Raw genomic sequence first — 21,834 nt, forward strand, 5'->3', positions numbered from 1 at the left:
CCTGCAACGCTACCCGCTTCCTGGCGGTATACACCCACGTGTCGACGGCAATCAAGAGGGGGCTTTGATGGCGAAGATCGGGGTGATTCTCAGCGGGTGCGGCGTGTTCGATGGCTCGGAGATCCACGAAGCGGTCGCCGTGCTTCACGCGATCGATCGCCATGGGTCGCAGGCCGTGTGCCTGGCGCCAGAGATGGAACTCGACGAGATCAACCACCTGAACCAGCAGCCCACCGGCAAGAAGCGCAGCGTGCTGATGGAAGCCGCTCGCATCGCCCGCGGCGACGTCACCCCGCTGGCCAAGGTCAAGGGCGGCGACTTCGACGCCATCGTGCTGCCCGGCGGATTCGGCGCGGCTAAGAACCTGTGCGATTTCGCCAGCAAGGGCGCCGAGTGTTCGGCCCACCCCGAGGTCACGCGCGTGCTTACCGAGGCCCAGCGGGCCGGCCGGCCGCTCGGCTTTGCCTGCATCTCGCCCGCCGTTGCCGCCCGCATCTTCGGGGCCGACCTGGGGCCAAACCTCACCATCGGCACCGACAAGGGCACGGCAGACGGGCTCGAGGCCATGGGCGCAACCCACCAAGACTGCGAAGGCGAGGGCATCGTCTTCGACAATCGCCATCGCATCGTCTCCACGCCCGCCTACATGTGCGACCAGTCGATCGGCGCCGTATTCACGGGCATCGGGGCGATGGTGGACAAGGTGATGGAGATGGTCGAGCAGCCGGCGGCGGTGTAGGCGGTGGCGCATCGCGCTCGCAAGCTCGTGCCGACCTGGGCGTTGGTGCTGGCGATCGCAGCGGGAATCGCATGGGCGGTGGGCGTACCCGTCGCCGCTGCGCTCCTGCAGGACTATTCGAGATGGAGCGTCACGAGATCGGCAGAGCCGGCGGCCATGCCGTCCTGGTTGGTGGGTCGCGATGCGCACACGCCAACGTCCGCCGAATACGCGTTGCCCAGTTCGCTCGTGCGAAGGTACGAGCGGCAGGCCACCACGACATGGCGCAACGGCCAGTACCGGATGTTCTACGAAGAGATCCAGTTCGGATGGCCCTTCAAGTCGCTGATGGTCGGTAGCGTCGGTGCTCGTCACGTGTCGGGCACGCCGCCGGCGACGGTGTCCGAGTTCGTGGCCATCCTCGACGGTCGCGTCGGCTGGCGCAAGGGCCTCGTCCTTGGTCGTGGCTCATGGGGCTCGCCGAAGGCCCTCCCGCTCGCCCCGAGGTGGGGCTTGCTTGCCAACGTGCTCCTGGTGTGCGTTCCGCTGCTGCAGGTCGTCGCCGGCTTGCGATGGAAGACGATGAGGCGGCGGCTAGCGGCCGGGAGATGCCCCGATTGCGGGTATGAGGGCGCGGCAACCGCCGGCTCGTGCTCCGAGTGCGGCTGGGGCATCGCCGCCAGCCCGGCATAATGAAAAACGCCCGCTTTTCAGCGGGCGTCTCACGAAGCGGAGCGGGAGGGATTCGAACCCTCGGTACCGGTAAAACCAGTACACCGGATTAGCAATCCGGCCCCTTCAGCCTCTCGGGCACCACTCCTGACGGCCGGGACATGCGTCCCGGCGGGCCCGCATGGTATCAACCAGCAGGGGCCGCGTCATGCTTCCCATTCGGATCACCCCGGGCCCCGTCTTGAGGCAACTCCGCCGCGGCGAGCTGCTGGCGGTACAGCGCCAGGGTCTGGTCGTCGAAGGCGCACAGCGTGATCGAGGCGAGCTTCGGGAAGGGGTCGGGCTCGTCGTCGGTGGGCGTGATGGCCGCTGCGATCGTCCGCACGGCGATGATCGCAGCGTACTCAGAGGGGAATCCATACACGCCCGTCGAGATGGCCGGGAAGGCGATCGAGCCGATCTTGCCCTTGCGGCAGAGCTCCAGGCACGACCGATAGCACCGAGCCAGCGTGTCGTCCTCGCCGCTGCGGCCGTTGACCCAGACCGGGCCCACGGTGTGGATGACGCAGCGTGCAGGCAGCTCGAAGGCCCTGGTCACGATGGCCGAGCCCGGCTCGCACCGCACGCCGGGGCGGACCTCGGGCAGCTCGAGGCAGGCGTCCTCGAGCCTCGGGCCGGCAGCCTTGTGGATCGCACCGCACACGCCCCCGCCGGGCGCCAGCATCTCGTTGGCCGCGTTGACGATCGCGTCAACGCGGAGCGTCGTGATGTCGTCCAAGATGGCCTCGATCACCGGCGGCATGCGGCGGTTCCTCTTCGGTCGCACGAGCAGCGACGAGAGAGCCTAGCGCTTGACGAGCACGGCGTTGCCCGTGTCCAGCACCGCAATGGACAAGCCATGCCCTGCCGCGAACGCATCGACGGCGAGCTTGCAGCCCGGAAAGTCTCCGTTGGGCCAGGGTCCGTAGTCGTCGATCACGAGCACGCCACCGGCAGACAGCCGCGGGTAGAAGTAGGCCAGCGAGTCCATCGTGGGGTCGTGCAGGTCGACGTCGACGTGCACGAAGCGGTACGTCTGCTCGGGCAGTTCGTCGAACGCCTCGGGTATCCAGCCCTTGACGAGCGTCGCGCCCGGAAAGTCCGCGAGCGACTTCTGCGCAATCTCCAGGGACGTATCGGCGAATCGGCCGGCGTACCCGGGATGCTCGTCGGCCTCGGTTGGTTCGCTCAGTCCTTCGAATGAGTCGATCGCAAAGTGGCCCACGCCATCGAAGCCCGGATCTTCGGCCCGCCTCATCTCGCACAGCACGTACGACGCGAGCCCGCGATACACGCCGGCTTCCGCGGTCGCGCCCGGCACGCCTCGCGTCAGGGCGAACATCTGGGCGAGGTGGTAGAAGCGCGGCCGCCGCCAGGCATTGTCTTGCATGCCCGTCAGCGCCAGGCCACGCTCGTACCGCCGCGTGAAAGCCCCGTCGGCGTCCACGATGCGAGGCTGCACCGGCTGGTCGAGGCTCGTCGCTTGGACGGTCATGCAGGAAGCATCGACGGCGGCGAGCACGCGCCTTGAGCGAAACATTTGCTCTGCGGCTCAGCCCTCTTCGCCGTCGCGCTCGGCCGATGCGACTTCTTCGGCCTCACCGTCGGCCAACCAGCGGTTGTTGTCCGCGTCGACGTCGGGCAGCAGGCCCTCGGGGTCCACGATCGCCCGGCGGAGGCTGCGGCCATCGAGCACGATCTCAAAGCTACGCTCGCGCGTGGTTGCCCAGGCCTCGACGGGGTACGAACGCCGCTCGATCGACCCGTCGTCGAACTGCACCACGACCTCGGCCGGCATCACCATCTCGCCCAGCGAACGCACGGTGATGGTCGCGGTCGGCACGTACGGCGCCTCGGGCTGGTCGCCTTCGCCCTCGGTCTCCGTCAGCTCCGGCTCTTCGCTGAAGGCGACCTCGACCGCCTGATCGAGCGTGCCATCTTCCAGGAACCACTGGCGGAAGAACCACGCCAGGTCGGCCCCGGCCGCGTCCTCCATCGTGCGGAAGAAGTCGGCAGGCTGGGGGCCCTTGAAGGCCCAACGCCGCACGTACTCGCGGAACGCATAGTCGAACCGCTCGGGCCCAAGCACGACCTCGCGCAGCAGGTGCAGGCCCATGGCGGTCTTGCGGTACTGCAGGCGGCCGAGCAGGCCCGGCAGGTTGCGATCGGGGAACACGGCGATCGGTTGGCTGCGGCCGCGCGCGAGCTGCATGGTCTGGCGACGCGCCCGGCTGGGGTCGAGCTCGGTACCACGGAAGTTTGCCAGCGAGTGCATGCCGATGAAGGTGTTGAAGCCCTCGTCCATCCATGCGTGCCGACGCTCGTCGGTGTTGACGACCATCGGGAACCACGTGTGCCCCACCTCGTGGTCGGTCACGCCCAGCGGCCCGCGGCCCGTGCGCCCGCCGCAGAAGATGATCATCGGATACTCCATCCCGCCCTCGGGCCCGTTCACGTTGGTCATGATCGGGTAGGGGTACGGATAGAGGAAGTCGCTGTAGAACTCGACGCTGTGCGCAACATACTGCGTGCTGCCGCCCTGCTCGGCCGAGGGCTTCCACTCTTCGGCTTCCACCGGGTACAGCGACTGGCAGAGCACGGTCTTTTCGCGGCCGTTCACGCCTTCGATGACCGCGCCGCAGGCGTCCCAGATGAACGCGTCGCTCGCGGCCCACGCGAAGGTGCGGATGTTCTCGCCGCGGAACTTCCACGTCAGCGGGCCCTCGCCGCTTGGCCGCGACGCCGGATCGCCCACTTCTTCCGCGGAGCGGATCATCACGGTCTCGCGGCTCTTCTTGGCTTCTTCGAGGCGACGCCGCTGCGTGGGCGTGAGCACCTGCGAGGGGTTCTGAAGCACGCCCGAGCCCGCGACGAGATACGTGCGCGGCACGGTGATGCTGACCTGGTAGTTGCCGAAGTTGGTGTAGAATTCGCCGCTGCCGGCGTACGGAAGCGTGTTCCAGCCGTGCACGTCGTCGTAGTTGCACACGTGGGGGAACCACTGGGCATACTCGAAGATGCGGCCCTGCGAGACGTCTTCCGCGCCCATGCGGCGCAGGTAGGGCGGCATATCGAAGGCGAACTCGAGCTCGAAGCGGAACCGCTGGCCCGGCTTGATCGGCCGCGGAAGCTCGACGCGCATGAGCGTGTCGTAGATAGTGAACTCGAGTTCCTTGCCGCCCGAGCGGACGTAGGGGATGTCGTATCCGCCGTTGAACGCCTCGTCCATGGCCCGCATCGGCCCGCCGCCGGTGCGGCTGCGCGTGCCGATGCTGTCCTGGCGAAACAGGTTCTGCTCGAGCTGGATCCACAGGAACGTCAGCGTGTCGGGCGATTTGTTGTGGTACGTCGCTTCGAGCGTGGCGCTCAGCCGCTGGCTCTCGGCATCGAGCACGGCGTCGATCTCGTAGTCGACGCGCTGCTGCCAGTACTGCGGACCGGGCGCGCCCGAGCCCAGCCGAAAGGCGTTGGGCGTGGGCAGGTCCAGCGGCGCAAAAGCATCGAAGGGACGCTCCTCGCCCGTCTGGGCGACGGCCGCAGGGGCCAGGCAGGCAAGAAGGGCCATCACGAAGGCAAGCATGGATCGCATCGAGGTCTCCCGTAGGGTCCGGGCGTCGGACTCGGGGCAGTCTACGCGGGCTGCCCGCTGCGTCCGGATTCTGCGCAGGCGGGCCGTGTCGTATACCATCCCCTTCGCCCTCCGCCCCAGCAGCCCGTCTCCGCGAAGGAACCGCCCATGCCCGCCATGATCGATATCGAGCACCCCGCCCTGCTCAAGGCCCAGCCCTTCCCCGACTTCTCGGATTGGCAGGAGCCCACGCGCGACGGCGACCGCGCGATCCCGTTCCGCCAGGCGCTACGCGAGGCCATGACCTTCGCCATGCGGGAGGACGAGCGCGTCTTCCTGCTGGGCGAGGAAGTCGCCGAGTACAACGGCGCGTACAAGGTCAGCGAGGGCATGCTCGACGAGTTCGGGCCCAAGCGCATCATCGACACGCCCATCAGCGAGAACGGCTTCGCGGGCATGGCCATCGCCGCGGCGATGAGCGGGCTGCGACCCATCGTCGAATTCATGAGCTGGTCGTTCAGCCTCGTCGCGGCGGACCAGATCCTCAACAACGCGCCCAAGATGCTGTACATGTCCGGCGGGCAGTGGGGCTGCCCCATCGTCTTCCGCGGCAACGATGGCGCGGGCGGCCAGCTCGGCAGCACGCATAGCTGGTGCGTCGAGGGCCAGTTCAGCAACGTGCCGGGCCTGAAGATGGTCATCCCCAGCAACGGGCTCGACGCCAAGGGCCTGCTGCGCACCAGCATCGCCGACCCCGACCCGGTCTTCTTCCTGGAGAGCGAGCGCATGCTGGGCGATTCCATGCACGTGCCCGAGGAAGACTACTTCATCCCCTTCGGCAAGGCTCGCCTCGCGCGCGAGGGCGACGCGTGCACGCTCGTCAGCTTCGGCCGCCCGGTCAACTTCTGCCTGGAAGCCGCCGAAGCGCTGTCGAGCGAGGGCATCGAGGTCGATGTGCTCGACATGCGAACCATCCGCCCGCTCGACATCGACGCCATCGTGAAGAGCGTCAAGAAGACCAACCGCGTGGTCATCGTCGACCAGAGCTGGCCCTTCGCCGGCGTCGCGAGCGAGGTCATCACCCAGATCATCGAGCACGCCTTCGACTGGCTCGACTACCAGCCCGTGCGCGTCAACACGGCCGACGTGCCGACGCCGTACGCGAAGAACCTGGAGGCGGAGTACCTGCCCAACGCGAGCAGGATTGTGGAAGCCGTCAAGGGCGTCGTGAACGCCTGACGGGCAACCGCCCGGGGCTCATCCCTAACAAGGGAGAGGTTTGCTCCGAGGAGGCCCGCCATGCTCGCGCTCGTCCTGCCGCTGCTCTCGCTGGCGTTCGCCCAGCCTGCACAAGACTCGACGCCGATCCAGACGCTCTCCATCGGCGAGCGCGTCGAGGCGATCGACCTCGAGCACTGGGTGCGGTTCGATCGCCCCCAGGGCGATCCCGTCAAGGCGTTCGAGCCCGGGACCGTGTACGTCGTCGACTTCTGGGCCACCTGGTGCGTGCCATGCGTGGCGGCTATGGACAAGATCAGCGGCTTGCAGGAGCAGTACGCCGATCGAAACGTCCGCTTCATCGGCGTCACGGAAGAGAAGCTCTCGACCGTCGTCCGATTCCTCAGCACGCCGGTCGCGGTCGAAGAGGGCCAGAAGCCGCGCACGCAGTACGACCGTGCTCGCTTTGCGATGGGCGTCGATGCCGACGCCTCGACGGCGCAGTTGCTGCTGCCCGAGGGCGTGCGAAGCGTTCGTCCCCAGGCGGCGATCATCGACGCCGACGGCACGCTCGTGTGGGTGGGCCTGCCGAAGGCCGAGGAACTGCCCGAGATCCTCGACGCCGTGCTGGCTGGCACGTGGGACGAGGCCGCCTACGCGAAGAAATTCCAGCGCGAGCTGGCGATCCAGGCCGAGAAGGACCGGATCATGGCCGAGGAGGACTGGGCCGCCGCGAAGACCGGCTTCTGGGACGATGGCGATCTGCTGGGCAAGATCGCGTTCGGCATCGCCTTCAACTTCGGCAACCGCATCCAGAACGCCGACAAGGCCGTCGCCTTCGAGTACGCCACACGCGCCAACGAGCTCAAGCAAGGCCGCGACGCCTTCGCTTTGCACAGCCTGGCGAAGCTCGCGTCGGACGAGGGCGAGACCGCCAGGGCCGTGCAACTCCAGGCGGAGGCCGTCGAGATCTGCAAGACCGATCCGGCGGCCGCGGGCTTCCTCGACTACTACTCGAGCACGCTCGAGCAGTACCGCAAGGCCCTGGCCGAGAAGTAGCACGCCCAATCTCGCATGCCGACGCCCGATGACTTCATGATGGAGCTCCCCGCGTCGCTGCGGCGGCGCGCGGCGTCGGTCCGCCGGCTCGTGCTCGAGCTCGCGCCGCACGCCGCCGAGCGCGTGACGTGGGACGCCATCTCGATCTACGACCCCGATCGCGGCGGGCCGGTGAAGGGCTCGATCTGCCAGATCGTCCACCGCCGCGGCGTGCTCCGGCTCGACTTTCCGCTCGGCGAATTCATGGAAGATCCCGCGGGCCTGCTCCAGGGCGAGGCCGGACGCCGGGGCAAGCGCTTCGTGCCGATCGACGCGGACCAACCCTCGGAAGCCGACATCGAGAACCTGATCCGGGCGTCGCTGGCGGCTCCTCCCAAGCCCAAGCGACTGCCCCATCCGCCCGCCGGCTAGCCACGCGTGGCGGCCGCGTTCGCTACCATACCGGCCGACGTCCGACCCGCGCCCGGAGCCCGCCATGCCGATCACCGTCACCATGCCCCGCCTGTCCGACACCATGGAGGTCGGCACCGTCGTCCAGTGGCACGTCAAGGAGGGCGACACCGTCTCGCCGGGCGACGTGCTGGCCGACATCGAGACCGACAAGGCCACCATGGAGCTCGAGGCCTTCGACGAGGGCACCGTCGCGAAGCTCGCCGCCAGCCAGGGCGAGTCGGTCAACGTGGGCGACCCCATCGTCATCATCGCCGAAGAGGGCGAGGACGTCTCTGAAGCCGCCAGGGCAGGGGCCGAGGCCGCCAAGAGCGGCGGCGAGGCCAAGGCGGCGGCGAAGTCCGAAGGCAAGACCGAGACCAAGCAGGCCGAGGGCTCGAGCTCGTCGTCCGCCTCCAGCGGTACGGCAACCGCGCCGGCCCCGACTTCCAACGGCAGCACCAACGGGGCCGCATCGAGCGAGAGAGCTGGCGACGGCGGCCGTATCTTCGCGAGCCCGCTTGCCAAGAAGATCGCCGGCGAGCACAACGTCGACCTCGCGGGCATCGACGGCACCGGCCCCAGCGGCCGCATCGTCAAGAAGGACGTCGAGCACGCCCTCGAGTCTGGCGGCGAGAGCGCCCCGGCATCGCGCGGTGCGCCCGCCCAGCCCGAACTGCCTCCCATCGGTGCGTCGCTGCAGGACAACACCGTCACGCTCAGCAACATGCGCGGCACCATCGCCAAGCGCCTCGTGCAGAGCAAGCAGTCGATCCCGCACTACCAGGTCACCGTCGAGGTCGACATGGACGCCCTGCTCGACCTGCGCGAGCAGCTCAACGAGCAACTCAGCGCCCAGGGCGTGAAGCTCACCGTCAACGACTTCCTCGTTCGCGCGTGTGCACTGGCCATGCACCAGCACCCCTTCGTCAACAGCTCGTGGGACGACAGCGGCAAGCAGCCCGCCATCCGCCAACACGGCAGCGTCAACATCGGCGTCGCCGTCGCCCTGCCCGAAGAGCGCGGCGGGGGCCTGGTCGTCCCCGTCTTGCAGGGCACCGACCGCATGGGCCTGCGCACCATCTCCAGCGAGACGCGCCGCCTGGCCAAGAAGGCCCGCGAGAAGGGCCTGAGCGTCGAGGACATGGAGGGCTCGACCTTCACCATCAGCAACCTGGGCATGTTCGGCGTCGCCCACTTCACCGCCATCATCAACCCGCCCAACGCCTGCATCCTGGCCGTGGGCGCCGCGCGCGAGATCCCGGTCGTCCGCGACGGGCAGCTCATGATCGGCAGCGTCATGAGCATGACCATGTCCAGCGACCACCGCATCGTCGACGGCGCGATGGCGGCCCAGTACCTCAACACCGTCAAGGGCATGCTCGAAGCGCCCGCGACGCTGCTGGTGTAAGACGCTCGCATGGCCGAGCCGCCGGCGGTCACGATCCGGGCCGAGACCGAGCGAGACGTCGACGCCATCGACCGCGTCCTGCGCGCGGCCTTCCCGACCGCCGGCGAAGCGCAGCTCGTCGAGCACTTGCGCGCCGATGGCGACCTCCGCGTCTCGCTCGTGGCCGAGCTCGAAGGCGAAGTCCTCGGCTGCGTCGCGATCAGTCCCGTGACCATCGACGGCGAACCTTGCAACGGCGTCGGCCTCGCGCCCGTCGCGGTGCTGCCGAGCCATCAATCGCGTGGCATCGGCGCCACGCTCGTCGCCGCGGGGCTGGCCGCGTGCTGGAACGCGGCGTTCTGCGTCGTGCTGGGTGAGCCCGCCTCCTACCGCCGCTTCGGCTTCCGCCCCGCCGCTAAGCACGGGCTGTCTAGCACCTACGACGCCGGCGACGCGTTCATGGTGGTCACCCTCCCCGGCGGCTCGCTGCCTGACGGCGGCGGGCTGGTCCGATACGCTCCGGCGTTCGATGCTCTGGGGTAAATCGGCCGATGCAAATGTAAGCAGTCGCTAGCTTTTCCCAGTACACTCTCTGGGCGCACCGCCCCGGGAGGCCCAATGACCGACGCAGACGCCAACAACGACGCCGCGAACGCCGAGAGCGCCGCGGCCAAGAAGCCCCGCAGGTGGCGCAAGCGACTCCGCCGCGGCGCCATCGGCGTGCTGGCTGGCACGGCCCTGTTCGCGCTGGCCTCGTGCATCCACCTCGACCGGGCCAACCCCGCGTACCCCGCGACCAACGCCGAGGTCGACGCCGCCATCGACGAGATGGAGGCCGCCCCCGTCGGGCTCGACCGCCCGCTGGTCGTCCTCAGCGGCTGGCGCAGCCCGAGCATGACCGGCCGCGGCCTGGCCGGGCGCATCAAGGACATGACCGGCGCGGAGGACGACGAGGTGCTTTCCATCTCGTACGTCTGGCAAGAGGACATCCGCGACATCGCCGACACGGTCGCCCAGAAGGTCGCCGACGAGTTCGGCACCGAGGTCGACCCGCTCACCGGCGAGCGCTGGACCGTCGAGGTCGACGTGGTTGCGATCTCCATGGGCGGCCTGGTCGCCCGCACGGCCTGGGCCGAGCCCACCGAGGTCAAGCGGAACCTGGGCGTGCGCCTGAACATCCAGACGCTCTACACCCTGGGCAGCCCGCACCGTGGTGCGAAGCTGGCCAACTGGATCCGTCTGGACGAATCTGCCCGCCAGATGCAACCCGGCTCGGACTTCCTGGCCATGCTCGACGACGCCACCATCGGCGACTCGCACGATCTGACCGTCGTCCCCTACGCCACGCTCCGCGACACCTGGGTGGGCGCCACCAACGCCGCCCCCAACGGGCAGGACCCCATCTGGGTGCCCGGCCGCGTCGTCCTGAGCCACCACCTCATCTCGCTGGACGACCGCATCCTGGCCGACCTGGGCCGCCGCCTGCGGGGCGAGGAGCCGCTGGGCCAGCCCTCGGCGCCGCCGAGGGACTGAGCGGCGGCCGGCTGGACGCCCCGCAACGCCACCCGGTCCGCGCGGGGCTTCGCCTCGGGCGGCCGGCTCGCCGTTCCGTGCGGCCGGATCGTCGCTCGGTGCAGCCAGAACGCCGCTCAGGGCGTCCGGATCGCGTTTCTGGATGACCAAAAATCGGTTTTGGTCATCCGCAATGGCGTCCTGGGCGGCCCGATCGCCGGTTCGCGGGCGTCGGCCGGCGATCGCCGACGGCCCGGCTCAGTCCGCCAGCCGCTCTTGCTTCTGCGGCCGGCTCATCAGCAGGCCGATGGCGTCCACCGGGTCGAGCCCGTCGAAGAGCACGGCGTGCACCGCCTCGCAGATGGGCATCTCGACGTTGTGCTTGCCCGCCAGCTCCATCACGGCCCGGGTCGTCGCGACGCCCTCGACCACGTGCATGGTCGCCTCCATGTGCTGCTCGAGCGTGCGGCCCTTGCCCAGGGCTTCTCCGCAGGCCCGGTTTCGGCCCTGGGGGCTGAAGCACGTGGTCGCTAGGTCGCCCACGCCCGCGACGCCGAAGAAGGTCTCCAGCTCGGCCCCCATCGCGACGCCCAGGCGCACGATCTCCGCCAGGCCGCGCGCGAGCAGGGCGCTCTTGGCGTTGTAGCCGGCCTGCAGGCCGTCGAGGATGCCCGCGGCGATGGCGATGACGTTCTTGATCGCGCCGGCCAGCTCGGTGCCGACGAGGTCGTTGCTGGTATAGATCCGCAGGTAGCTCGCCGCGAACCACCGCTGCACGTCGCGCGCGAAGCGGTCGTCCCCGCTGGCGGCGATCATGGTGGCCGGAAGCCCCCGGGCGAGCTCGGCGGCGATGGTGGGGCCGCTGAGCGCGGCGATCGGACGCTCGGCTCCGATCACCTCCGCGATCACCTCGGTCGGCCGCAGCAGCGTGCCCTGCTCGAGCCCCTTGGCCGTGCTGACGATGCCGGCGTCGGTGGGCACGTGGGGCTTGAGTCTCGTAAACGCCTCGCGGATGTGCTGTACCGGAATGGCGCACACGACCAGCCCCGCGCCGTGCAGGGCCGACTCGTCGCTCAGGGCCACCCCCACGCGCTCGGGCAGGGTGAAGCCCTCCAGCAGCGGGCTGCGGCGGACCTGGGCTAGCTTGTGCTGGGCGTCGAGCTCGTGGCCCCAGAGGGCGATGCGGCCGATCTCGTCGCGGTCGCCCGAGCCGTCTTCGTGCGGCTCGCCCTCCCGCGGCGAGGCCGAGGCCAGGATCGCCGTGCACACCAGCCCCATCTGTCCCGCTCCGAGCACCGCCGCGTGTCGCATGGGCCACGGTACGCCGCGAACCACCCCGCCGGGCCCGGCGTAAGCAGGCCTTCACCCCCGGCCCGCCGGGCCTGTGCTCGTGCGCCCACGCGCCCGTTCATGCGGCCGGTGAGAGCCGCCCGAGGGCCTAAAGTGGCCCCGCGTCGGTCCCCCAGCATCGCCCCGGCAGGAGACGCCCGCCCATGTCGACGATCGCCAGCCCCTCCCGAGAAGACCTGGACCAGCTCGAGGCCCCGGACCTGAGCGCCGAGACCGAGCAGGAGAGCCGCATCGAGCTGCGGATCGTGGTCTTCCTGATCGCCGCCATCGTGCTTGCGTGCTCGGTCGTCGCCCGCTGGACGGGCATGACCAGCGAGGCCGTCGCCGCCGTGCCCGCGGGCGTGGCGGCCCTGGTGCTGGGCTGCTTCCTGCTGCCGCCGGCGTGGCGCGAGATCCGCCGCGGCGAGTTCGGCTCCAGGTGCCTGGTCGTCATCGCGGTGGGCGGGGCCCTCGCGCTCGAACGCTACTTCGAGGCCGGCCTGCTGGCCTTCATCCTGAACATCTCCAACGAGATCGTCGAGCGTACCGCCAGCGGCGCGCGGCGCGCCATCGAGGCGCTCGTCGGCCTGACGCCCGACACGGCCCGCGTCGTTGACGAGGACGGCAACGAGCGCGAGGAGCAGATCACCGACGTCACGCTGGGCCAGATCGTCCGCGTCCGCCCGGGCGAGAACCTGCCCGTCGACGGCCGCATCGTCAAGGGCCAGAGCGAGATCAACCAGGCGTCGCTCACGGGCGAGGCCATCCCCGTCTCGGTGCAGGCCGGCAGCGACGTCTACGCCGGCACGACCAACCTCTCGGGCATCATCGAGCTCGAGGTCACCCAGGTGGGCGAAGACACGACCATCGGCAAGGTCACCCAGCTCATCCGCGAGGCCGAGAGCACCAAGACCCAGCGTCAGCAGATCATCGAGCAGGTGGCAAGGTTCTTTGTTCCGATCGCGATTGGTGTTGCGTTCATCGTCTTCATGCTCAGCGCCAACAACGCGCAGACGCAGCAGGACGCGTTCGCCTCGGCGCTCGCCGTGCTCGTCGTGGCGGTGCCCGCCGCGCTGCTGCTGGCCAGCCCGACCGCCATGGTCGCCGCCTTCGGCGCCGCGGCCCGGCTTGGCATCCTGGTCAAGAGCACCGGCTTCCTCGAGGCCGCCGCCAGCGTCAACACCATCATCATGGACAAGACCGGCACCATCACCACCGGCACCTTCGAGGTGACGCGACTGGTGCCGGCCGAGGGCGTCGAGGGCGCGGACCTCTTGAAGGCCGCGGCCACGGCCGAACGGAACAGCAACCACCCGCTCGCGCAGTCCATCGCACGCACCGCCGACAAGGCCCGCGTGCCCGTCGAGACGCCCAGCGAGTTCCAGGAGCTGCACGGCAAGGGCGTCCGCGCCGTCACGCAGGGTGGCGAGCTGCACGTCGGCCGCTCGAGCTGGCTGAAGGAACTCAAGCCCGGCCAGGCCACCGCCATCGAGGCCGTCGAGGCCAAGATCGAGGGCGTCAGCGGCGTGCACGTGATGCGCGACGGCCGCTACATGGGCGTCGTCGGCCTCGAAGACCGCGTCCGCAAGAACACCAAGAACGTCCTCCAGCGCCTGCGCGAGCTGGGCGCCCGGCACATCGCGATCTTCACCGGCGACCGCCTGAGCGTGGCCAAGCGCGTAGGCGTGGCGGTGGGCGTCGACGCCATCGAGGCCGAGTGCCTGCCCGAAGAGAAGTACCAGCTCGTGCGAGACCTGGTTGACCGCGGCTACCGCGTCATGATGGTCGGCGACGGCATCAACGACGGCCCCTCGCTGGCCGAGGCTGACGTAGGCGTGGCCATGGGCCTGAGCGGCTCGGACATCGCGGCGAATTCTGCGGGCGTCGCGCTCATGAACGACGACCTCTCGCGCATCCCCTTCTTCATCGAGCTGGCGCGTAAGACCAAGGCGATCATCCTGCAGAACATCATCGCCTCGATCCTGTTCGTGATCGTTGGCCTGGTCATCGCCTCGACGGGCTTCATCAACCTCACCGTCGCCGGGCTCTACCAGATCCTGCCGGTGCTGTTCGTGATGTTCAATAGCTTCCGCTTGTTCCGATTCGGCGAGAGCTTCGCCGCCATCGAGGGCGAGGCCGAGGGCGGCCCGAAGCGCCGCGAGGCCTCGATGCGCGGGCTCGCGACGGCCTGAGCAGGCGCGGCATACTCAACAAAAGAACCCACGCACTCGCGTGGGTTCTTTGATGGGCGGGAAGCCTCGAATCAACAACCCGCAGCGAACGCGTTCTGGAACGCCAGGAAGTCGAAGATGGTGAACTCCCCGTCGCCATCGAAGTCGGCCCGCGGGTCCATCAGTTCGAAGAGGTTGCCGAACGCGAGGAAGTCGAAGATGGTGAGGGCGCCGTCGCCGTCGAGGTCGGGGGGGCATGGCGGTAGGCCAACCTGCCGACCAAACACGACGTAGGCGCGTTCATCGCCGTAGCCCGGCGAGGGATAGGTACCGAGTGCGAGGTCATCGAGGCCGTCGCCATTGATGTCGCCAACGAACGACGTCGCAAAGCCGGTGCGGTCTCGGCCGCCACCGCCGGTGATGACAAAGCCGTTGCTGCCATCAATGTCGCTCAGTTGGATCACTGGCGGCTTGGGACCGTCGTCGCCAAACAGGACATACACGCGTCCCAACTCGCCCTCGGCGTATGGCGCAGCGATCGCCAGATCGGTCAGGCCATCGCCGTTGATGTCTCCGGCGGAGATCGACCTACCGCTAGCTTCGAATTCCATCGCACCGTCGATCCTGAAGCCATTGGTGCCGTCAAGGTCGCCCGTGTCCAACTCGGGCGGGAATCCGTCGGTTCTTCCGAAGATCACGCGTGTCACGCCCGCGGAGTATCGTCCGCCCGCGGTTTCGAGCGGCGAGCCGATTGCGAAGTCGTCCACGCCATCGCCGTTGATGTCACCGAGGCTTGCGACGGCTTGGCCGCTGTTGCCATACGTGCCCGCGGGTGGGACGGCCTGGAACCCGTTGGTGCCATCGAGGTCGCCGAACTCATCGAGTACGCTCGGACGATCGGTATCGCCGTAGACGACGTAGGCAATGCCGGCCCCGTACTTGCGGCGGGGCGCGCCGACGAGGAAGTCCTTGAGCCCGTCGTCATTGACATCGCACACCGCAACGACCGTACTGCCGGCCCGCTCGTCCGGCTGATCTCCGACGATCCGAACGCCCTCATCGGGCGTGAGATCGCCGGCCTCCACAACCGGGGGTAAGGCATCGCTGACTCCATAGAAGACGTACGCTGCGCCCTCGTACGACGAAGTCCCGGCACTGTATTGGTATGCGCCACAAATCAGATCGGCGTAGCCATCGTCGTTCAAGTCGCCTGCGGATCCAAAGCCAGCACCAAAATAGCTCGACGTGCCCTCGCCCTTGAACCGAACTCCGGTGAGGGCGTCGAGATCTTCCAACCCAAAGATCGCGGCGAACGGTCCGACCACGCCGACATCTCGGCCGAAGACGACGTAGGCCTCACCCGCATCTCGTACGCCGTCTGGATCGGCGCGGTCGGCTCCAATCAACAGGTCGTCTACGCCATCATTGTTTACGTCGACGTTGCCGCCGACGGACGTGCCCGCTTGGTCGCCAGGGTTGGCGCCGTCGATCCGGAATCCGTTCTGGCCGTCCAGCGTGCTCACGTCGACGACCGGTGGGAAGCCCTCTGCGCCAAAGTAGACATAGACCGCGCCCCGGAAGCTCTGGAACCGAGCACCGACCGCAAGATCCTCGTAGCCGTCGCCGTTGACGTCGCCGACCGATCCGAGCGAAGAGCCGAAGAACGCTCCGGGCCCGGCACCCTCGAGACGGAAGCCGGTCGAGCCGTCCAGTTCCATCAGATCCAGAATCGAAGGGAATGGATCGTCCTGCGCGAGCAGGGCGCTGGGCAAGGCGAGGCCGCTGAAGGCCAGCAGCACGGCAAGACGGTCGTTGAGCATGGCTGTGATCCTTCCGACCCCAGCATACCGAAGTTTACCCAAAGTTCGATGGCCTTTTTGCCCACGTGGTTTCGGCGATCTGGCAAGATAGGCGACTTCAGAACGGCGTCAGTCGCCTGAGCGATTGCCTGCGTCGAGCGTGTTCTGAATGGCCAGCAGATCGAATACGGGAAAGCTGGCGTCGCCGTCGAATTCGACCGGCGGCGACTGATTGGCGATTCGGCTAGACGCTCTCACGCAGTCGGCCAGACGCCCAGGCGTTCAACGCCCCATACACCGCCCCCGGCCCGTCCGCGGTCCGGATGGCCTCCCGCAGCTGCTTGCAATGCCCCCCATTGATCCGCTTGGCGAACCACGAGATCCGCCGGCGGATGTGCGTCATCGCGTAGTGCTCGCCGCGATACTCGAGCATGCGGTCGAAGAACGTGCGCACGACGTCGAGCTTCTCGTGCTCGCCCGGCTCGGGCGGCACGACGCCGGTCGTCTGCAGCGCCCACGCGTCCCGGAAGATCCACGGCGTGCTCAGCGCGCCGCGGCCGATCATGACGCCGTCGCAGCCGGTGGTCTGCATCATGTCGACGGCGTCCTGCGCGGTGCGCACGTCGCCGTTGCCGATGACCGGGATGGTCGGGTGCGCGTCCTTCACCGTGCGTACGACGCGTGCGATGTCCTCACGCCGGCAGTCGCCACGGAACTTCATCTCGGTCGTGCGCCCGTGGACGGTGATGGCCGCGACGCCCACGTCAACGAGCCCGAGCGCGAGCCGGCCGGCGACACCATCGACGCAGTCCTGCTCGCTCCAGCCCAGCCGCATCTTCGCCGTCAGCGGCACCGAGTCGGGGAGCGCCGCGCGCACCGCCTTGGCGATCGCGATCGCGTTGGGCACGTCGCACATCAGCTTGCTGCCGCCGTCCTTCTTGCAGACCTTGTCCACCGGGCAGCCCATGTTGATGTCAACCACCGTCGCCCCGTGGTCGGCCGCCCACCTCGCCCCCTCGGCCATGATCGCCGGATCGGCCCCGTAGAGCTGCATGCCCACCGGCTTGTCCTCGGCGTTGGTGCGGGCCAGGTCGAGGCTGGCGGCCGAGCCCCTGAGCAATCCCTGCGGGCTCAGGAGGTCGGTGCAGGCCAGACCCACGCCGCCCCAGTCTCGGCACGTGAGGCGAAACGCAAGGTCGCAGTAGTTGGCTATGGGAGCTAGGAGCAGGTTCGTCGTAAGGTCAACGCCGCCAACGACTAACGCCTGGCCGATTGCCGGGTTCTGCTCGGAGGTGGGGGCGGCGGAGATCGCGGTCATTCCTACATGGTACCGGGAAGATCGCCACCGACTTTGGTTGTAACGCGTTCTCATTCACAGTAGTATTGAAAGAGGACTCTCAGTAGAACATCGTCGGAGAGGCGTTGATGCCCCATCGCAGAAGCCCAACCGCGGCTCGGTCGCCGCACGCGTTCACGCTCATCGAGCTGCTGGTCGTGATTGCGATCATCGCGGTTCTCATCGGCATCCTTCTGCCGGCCCTCGGCCAGGCTCGCGCGACGGCCCGGGCCTCGATCTGCCTGAGCCAGGTGCGCGGTCTTGGCATCGCCCACACCATGTACGCCGACGCGAACAAGGGTGCCTACGTCGACGCGGGCCTCGCCCACGGCGGCATCGCCGACCTGCCGAACTCGTGGCCCGTGCTGCTGGCCGACTACACCGAGAACGGCGTGGCCATCCGCTCGCCGGTCGATCGCAGCCCGTTCTGGTCGGTCGAAGAGGGCGGAGAGTTCGAGGGCATGTCGTTCGTCGAGGCTCTCCGCCGCGTGCGCGCGGGCGAGACCACGGGCCTCGGCCCGCTGGCCCGCTGGACGAGCTACGGCCTGAACAACTACACCACCCGCAGCGTCTCGCCCTCGCCCGACCAGACGTACGACGCGCACCGCCTCGTGCAGCGCCCGTACGCCACGGTGCACTGGCTGATGATGACCTTCGGCGAGACCGACGCGACCTCCGACTTTGCACGCACCGACCACGTGCACGCCGAGGACTGGGGCGCGGCGCCCGGCGGGCGCATCCCGCTCCGGGCCTCGCTCGAGGCCCAGGTCAATGCACACGGAGGCAAGCCCGGCGCCTGGACCGCGAAGGCAACCTACGGCTACCTCGACGGCCACGCGTCGATCGAGGTATTCGAGGACGTGTACAAGAGTTTCGAGAAGAACCGCTTCGACCCACGCATAGCCCAATAGGCAAATCCAAGGAGTAGGACGATGCGAATGACGTGTTCCATGCTGGCGGTTGCGGCGCTCCCGGGCGTTGCGCTGGCCCAGCTCCACACTGGCGACATCGCCATCACCGGCGTTTCCGGCGCTGTCGAGACGGGCTACATCGATGCGGGCACGCCCGTGTTCGGCCGGCGCGTGTTCGACTCGGTGTTCGGCGAGCTGCCCAACTGGACGAACGACCCCGGCTTCGACTCGCCCACCGACGCGTTCCCGCCGCGGACCCAGCTCGGGTTCGACGTCATGGGACCGCTGCTCGCGTGGGACGGCGCCGCCTTCGTCGATGTCGCCGAGCCGAAGATCCTCATCAGCAAGGGACCGTTCTCGATCGAGACGCCCGACTCGGGGATGGAGCCCGGCTTCGTCTTCGGCACGGCGAGCACGAGCGGCAAGTTCCACCACCACGTGGGCTTCGAGCTGCTGGCACCGTCGACCGACGGCGTCTACTTGCTCGAGCTGGTGCTATGGGATGACGCGGCGGTGGTTGGTGACAGCCAGCCGTTCTTCATCGTGTTCGGCCAGAACGCCAGCCCCGATGACCTGGCCGACGCGGTGGCGTGGGTCGAGGCGACGCTGATCGGCGTGCCCTGCCGGGCCGACCTCGACGGCGACGGAAGCCTGAGCATCTTCGACTTCCTGGCATTCCAAAACCTGTTCGACGCGGGCGATCTCGCGGCGGACTTCGACGGCGACGGATCGCTGACCATCTTTGACTTCCTGAGTTTCCAGAACGAGTTCGACGCGGGCTGCTGATTGCCCGGAGAGAAGAAGAGGAGTTTCGATATGCGTGCAGCGATCCTGAGTGTTTCCGCACTGGCCATTGCGGCCGGCGCCGCAGTGGCCCACGAGGGTGACGTCGGCCTGCTCATCATCGACGGCCGCATCGTCACCGGCATCGTCGAAGACGGCCCGGGCGGTGAGTTCGTGATTCCCGGCGAGCGCGTCTTCGCCGCCGAGATGTTCGACTTCGGCGGCCGCATCTACGCCGACGAGCCCGGCCTCTTCGCCGAGGCGGGCGTGTTCCCCGACAGCGACCTGGGCTTCAACTTCGCAAGCCCCGTGCAGCGCTGGGACGGCTCGACCTTCGTGAGCACGACCCAGACCTACACGCTCGAGTTCGGCCCGCTGAGCGCCACGAGCCCGCTGGCCGGCAGCGCCCCGGGCTTCGGCATCGGCGTCGGCCCGGCCGGCTTCGACGAGCACTACGACTTCTACCTCAACGATCCGGCTGCGGGCGTCTACCTGCTGGCGATCGACCTGTGGAGCAGCGACAGCAGCATCAGCGGTGCGGACACGACTTACCTCGTGTTCGACTACGACGCCGCCCCGGGCGAGCACGACCGTGCGATCGACTACGTCGAGGACGTCATCATCCCGGCCCCGGCTTCCCTGGCCGTGCTGGGCCTCGGCGCTCTGGCGATGCGCCGCCGCCGCCGCTAGGGCGCGGGCCGCACGCCAACATCACAGAGGTTTCGAGGGAGAGGGCCGTACACGCTTCACGCGTGTGCGGTTTTTCTTTGGATTGCCTCGAAGGTTTGCCGGATCCGATCGAGTGCTCCGCGGGGCACCCTGGCGAGACGATGGCGCCGTTCTTCGACGCTTCGCAGTCTCATGTACAAGTTCCGAGCTTCCGGCGCGGCATCGCGGGCTTGTCATGGCGTGACTCGTCAGAAGCCCGGCTCGCTCCGCACGTGCACCAGCTCGCCCGTGAACGGGTCGGCGAACTCCAGGCTCCACGCGTGCAGAAGCAGGCGTGGGGCCTTGGTCGTGTCGCCGTAGAGCGGATCGCCCAGGATCGGCGCGCCCAGGCCGCGTTCGTCGGCGGCGTGCACGCGGAGCTGGTGGCCGCGCCCGGTGATGGGGGTGAACTCGACCCGGGTGTTTCCATCTTCGACGCCCAGCACGCGATACCGCGTCTGGCTCGCGCGGCCATCTTCGGCCACGATGTGCTTTGGCCGGTTCGGCCAGTCGATGCGCAGCGGCAGGTCGATCAGCCCGGCGTGCTCACGCAGCTCGCCCTCGACCACGGCGACGTATCGCTTGGTGACCTTGCGGTGCTCGAACACCTGGCTCATGGCCCGCTGCGCGTCGGCGTCGAGGGCGACCACGATGAGCCCCGAGGTGTCCTGGTCGAGCCGGTGCACCGTCATCGGGCCCGTCGCGTCGGGGTACATCCCGAGGACGCGGGCTCGCACGCAGTCGGCCTTCTCGGGCCCCTTGCCCGGCACGCTCAGCAGGCCGCTGGGCTTGTCGGCCACGACGTAGCGGCCGGTGTCCAGGATGATCCTGAGGAGGCTGTCGGTCGGGGCGTCGGGCATGGGCAGGGACGATATACTCCCCCTCGTTGCGACAGAGTCTCAGGTAGGTGCAGCCGGGCGATGGCTCGGGAAGGACGGATGATGATCGGGATTCGACTTGGTGTGCTCGCGTGCGTCGGCCTGGCCTGTTCGATCGCTCAGGCACAGAACGGCCATGGCACCTACGGCGAGACCAGCCAGAGCGCCAGCAGCGACTGGCGCGAGGCCGAGGCTCCGATCCTGACCAACCACCGCCAGCTCACCAGCCGCGACATGTTCACCCGCGCGGGCGAGGCCTACTTCAACGCTACGAGCAGCATGGTCATCTTCCAGGCCACGCCCGTGCCGCCAGAAGGCCGGGGCCCCAGCCCGCACTACGAAATGTTCGTCGCCCCCTTCGAGATGGAGCAAGGCGCGGTCACCGGCATCAGCACGCCCATCCGCGTCTCGACGGGCGGCAGCGCCAACACCTGCGGCTGGTTCCACCCCACGCAGGCCAACATCGTCCTCTTCGGCAGCACCATCGAGCCGCCGCTGCAGGACAACGTGCCCGGCTACCAGCGCGCGACCGGCCGCTACGCCTGGAGCTTCCCCAGCGAGATGGAGATCGTCGCCGGCAGCATCAGCAGCACGATCATCCCGGCCGAGCACGAGCACGACTTCCATGGCCTGCGTCCGGCCATCACCGACGTGGTCTTCAGCAAGCCCGGCTACACCGCCGAAGCATCGTGGAGCCCCGACGGACGCACGATCCTGTACGCCCAGGTCGACCAGGCCAAGAGCGACGAAGCGGGCAAGACCGACGCCGACCTGTGGGCCTTCGATACCAAGTCCGGCGAGCACCACCTGCTGGTCGAGGCGGCTGGCTACGACGGCGGTCCGTTCTTCAACGCCGACGGCACACGCATCTGCTATCGCAGCGACCGCCAGGGCAACAACCTGCTGCAGCTCTTCGTGGCCGACCTCGAGCTCAACGAAGACGGCGTGCCCATCGGCATCACCAAGGAAACCCAGCTCACCGACAACCGCCACGTGAACTGGGCGCCCTACTGGCACCCCGACGGCGACCTGCTCGTCTACGCCAGCAGCGAGATCAGCCACCGCAACTACGAGGTCTTCGCGATCTGGACCGACCCGACGAAGGGCTCGACGCCCGTCCGCATCACGCAGGCCAGCGGCGCCGACGTGCTGCCGGTGTTCAGCCCCGACGGCCGGTACCTCATGTGGACCGCCCAGCGTGGACCGCTCGCCGAAGGCGAAGATCGTCCGAGCAGCCAGACCTGGATCGCCGAGGTCGACAGCGACGCCATCCGGAGCGCCCTGCGCCGCGCCAACGGCGGGTGAGGTCTTCGG

The 21,834-nt window shown here is 68.4% G+C and carries 20 protein-coding genes and 1 tRNA gene; 13 read left to right on the forward strand and 8 right to left on the reverse strand.

The features are described 5' to 3' along the window. Positions 1-67 precede the first annotated feature (67 nt). Together elbB and RIA68_12360 are read left to right on the forward strand one after the other, a co-directional pair. On the forward strand, positions 68-739 hold the full coding sequence (elbB, locus tag RIA68_12355) for an isoprenoid biosynthesis glyoxalase ElbB (protein ID MEQ8318234.1): 672 nt from the start codon (positions 68-70) through the stop codon (positions 737-739). Between the two features lie 3 nt (positions 740-742). Continuing rightward, positions 743-1,411 (forward strand): hypothetical protein, encoded by a 669-nt coding sequence (locus RIA68_12360; GenBank protein ID MEQ8318235.1) that lies wholly within the window; start codon positions 743-745, stop codon positions 1,409-1,411. 37 nt (positions 1,412-1,448) lie between these two features. Here the strand turns inward: RIA68_12360 and RIA68_12365 are convergent. The 4 genes from RIA68_12365 to RIA68_12380 all read right to left on the reverse strand — a co-directional run bounded on the left by RIA68_12365 (position 1,449) and on the right by RIA68_12380 (position 5,018). Continuing rightward, positions 1,449-1,538 (reverse strand) — tRNA-Ser (locus tag RIA68_12365). Between the two features lie 39 nt (positions 1,539-1,577). Next, positions 1,578-2,192: a macro domain-containing protein gene (locus RIA68_12370; protein ID MEQ8318236.1), complete on the reverse strand. Its 615-nt coding sequence runs from the start codon at positions 2,190-2,192 to the stop codon at positions 1,578-1,580. A 42-nt stretch (positions 2,193-2,234) separates the two neighbouring features. Further along, entirely contained in the window at positions 2,235-2,924 is a 690-nt protein-coding gene (locus RIA68_12375; protein MEQ8318237.1) for a TylF/MycF/NovP-related O-methyltransferase, read from the reverse strand. 57 nt (positions 2,925-2,981) lie between these two features. Next, on the reverse strand, positions 2,982-5,018 hold the full coding sequence (locus RIA68_12380) for a M1 family metallopeptidase (protein ID MEQ8318238.1): 2,037 nt from the start codon (positions 5,016-5,018) through the stop codon (positions 2,982-2,984). 147 nt (positions 5,019-5,165) lie between these two features. Here RIA68_12380 and RIA68_12385 point away from each other — a divergent pair, with 147 nt between their 5' ends. The 6 genes from RIA68_12385 to RIA68_12410 all read left to right on the forward strand — a co-directional run bounded on the left by RIA68_12385 (position 5,166) and on the right by RIA68_12410 (position 10,626). After that, positions 5,166-6,236: a pyruvate dehydrogenase complex E1 component subunit beta gene (locus RIA68_12385; GenBank protein ID MEQ8318239.1), complete on the forward strand. Its 1,071-nt coding sequence runs from the start codon at positions 5,166-5,168 to the stop codon at positions 6,234-6,236. A gap of 60 nt (positions 6,237-6,296) precedes the next feature. Next, entirely contained in the window at positions 6,297-7,274 is a 978-nt protein-coding gene (locus RIA68_12390) for a TlpA disulfide reductase family protein (protein MEQ8318240.1), read from the forward strand. A 15-nt stretch (positions 7,275-7,289) separates the two neighbouring features. After that, positions 7,290-7,685: a hypothetical protein gene (locus RIA68_12395; GenBank protein MEQ8318241.1), complete on the forward strand. Its 396-nt coding sequence runs from the start codon at positions 7,290-7,292 to the stop codon at positions 7,683-7,685. 64 nt (positions 7,686-7,749) lie between these two features. Next, a complete protein-coding gene (locus RIA68_12400; protein ID MEQ8318242.1) occupies positions 7,750-9,114 on the forward strand; it encodes a pyruvate dehydrogenase complex dihydrolipoamide acetyltransferase in 1,365 nt (454 codons plus the stop codon). Between the two features lie 9 nt (positions 9,115-9,123). Further along, a complete protein-coding gene (locus RIA68_12405) occupies positions 9,124-9,636 on the forward strand; it encodes an N-acetyltransferase (GenBank protein ID MEQ8318243.1) in 513 nt (170 codons plus the stop codon). Between the two features lie 75 nt (positions 9,637-9,711). Continuing rightward, on the forward strand, positions 9,712-10,626 hold the full coding sequence (locus tag RIA68_12410; protein ID MEQ8318244.1) for a hypothetical protein: 915 nt from the start codon (positions 9,712-9,714) through the stop codon (positions 10,624-10,626). Positions 10,627-10,863: 237 nt separating this feature from the next. Here RIA68_12410 and RIA68_12415 read toward each other — a convergent pair whose 3' ends face one another. Beyond that, positions 10,864-11,916 (reverse strand): NAD(P)H-dependent glycerol-3-phosphate dehydrogenase, encoded by a 1,053-nt coding sequence (locus RIA68_12415; GenBank protein MEQ8318245.1) that lies wholly within the window; start codon positions 11,914-11,916, stop codon positions 10,864-10,866. 182 nt (positions 11,917-12,098) lie between these two features. On the opposite strand from RIA68_12415, the gene RIA68_12420 reads away from it, so the two are divergent. After that, positions 12,099-14,126 carry a cation-translocating P-type ATPase gene (locus RIA68_12420; GenBank protein ID MEQ8318246.1) on the forward strand — a complete coding sequence of 676 codons (2,028 nt, stop codon included), beginning with the start codon at positions 12,099-12,101 and terminating at the stop codon, positions 14,124-14,126. Positions 14,127-14,197: 71 nt separating this feature from the next. On the opposite strand, the gene RIA68_12425 is transcribed toward RIA68_12420, so the two are convergent. Together RIA68_12425 and RIA68_12430 are read right to left on the reverse strand one after the other, a co-directional pair. After that, positions 14,198-15,925, reverse strand: coding sequence for a GC-type dockerin domain-anchored protein (locus tag RIA68_12425; GenBank protein MEQ8318247.1), 1,728 nt, complete (start codon positions 15,923-15,925; stop codon positions 14,198-14,200). Positions 15,926-16,148: 223 nt separating this feature from the next. Continuing rightward, entirely contained in the window at positions 16,149-17,222 is a 1,074-nt protein-coding gene (locus RIA68_12430) for a tRNA-dihydrouridine synthase (GenBank protein ID MEQ8318248.1), read from the reverse strand. 107 nt (positions 17,223-17,329) lie between these two features. Here RIA68_12430 and RIA68_12435 point away from each other — a divergent pair, with 107 nt between their 5' ends. The 3 genes from RIA68_12435 to RIA68_12445 are packed head-to-tail and all read left to right on the forward strand — an operon-like array spanning position 17,330 to position 19,624. Beyond that, the gene (locus RIA68_12435) at positions 17,330-18,151 is read left to right on the forward strand and encodes a type II secretion system protein (GenBank protein ID MEQ8318249.1); all 822 of its coding nucleotides are present in this window, start codon (positions 17,330-17,332) and stop codon (positions 18,149-18,151) included. Positions 18,152-18,172: 21 nt separating this feature from the next. Further along, positions 18,173-18,937, forward strand: a complete 765-nt coding sequence (locus RIA68_12440; protein ID MEQ8318250.1) for a GC-type dockerin domain-anchored protein — start codon at positions 18,173-18,175, stop codon at positions 18,935-18,937. Between the two features lie 30 nt (positions 18,938-18,967). Beyond that, entirely contained in the window at positions 18,968-19,624 is a 657-nt protein-coding gene (locus RIA68_12445) for a PEP-CTERM sorting domain-containing protein (protein MEQ8318251.1), read from the forward strand. Between the two features lie 227 nt (positions 19,625-19,851). On the opposite strand, the gene RIA68_12450 is transcribed toward RIA68_12445, so the two are convergent. Beyond that, positions 19,852-20,502 carry an RluA family pseudouridine synthase gene (locus RIA68_12450; GenBank protein ID MEQ8318252.1) on the reverse strand — a complete coding sequence of 217 codons (651 nt, stop codon included), beginning with the start codon at positions 20,500-20,502 and terminating at the stop codon, positions 19,852-19,854. A gap of 81 nt (positions 20,503-20,583) precedes the next feature. Between RIA68_12450 and RIA68_12455 the strand changes: the two genes are divergently transcribed. Then, positions 20,584-21,825, forward strand: coding sequence for a hypothetical protein (locus tag RIA68_12455; GenBank protein MEQ8318253.1), 1,242 nt, complete (start codon positions 20,584-20,586; stop codon positions 21,823-21,825). The last annotated feature ends 9 nt before the right edge of the window (positions 21,826-21,834 follow it).

It is taken from the genome of Phycisphaerales bacterium (genome assembly GCA_040217175.1).
Taxonomy (GTDB): Bacteria; Planctomycetota; Phycisphaerae; order Phycisphaerales; family UBA1924; genus JAHCJI01.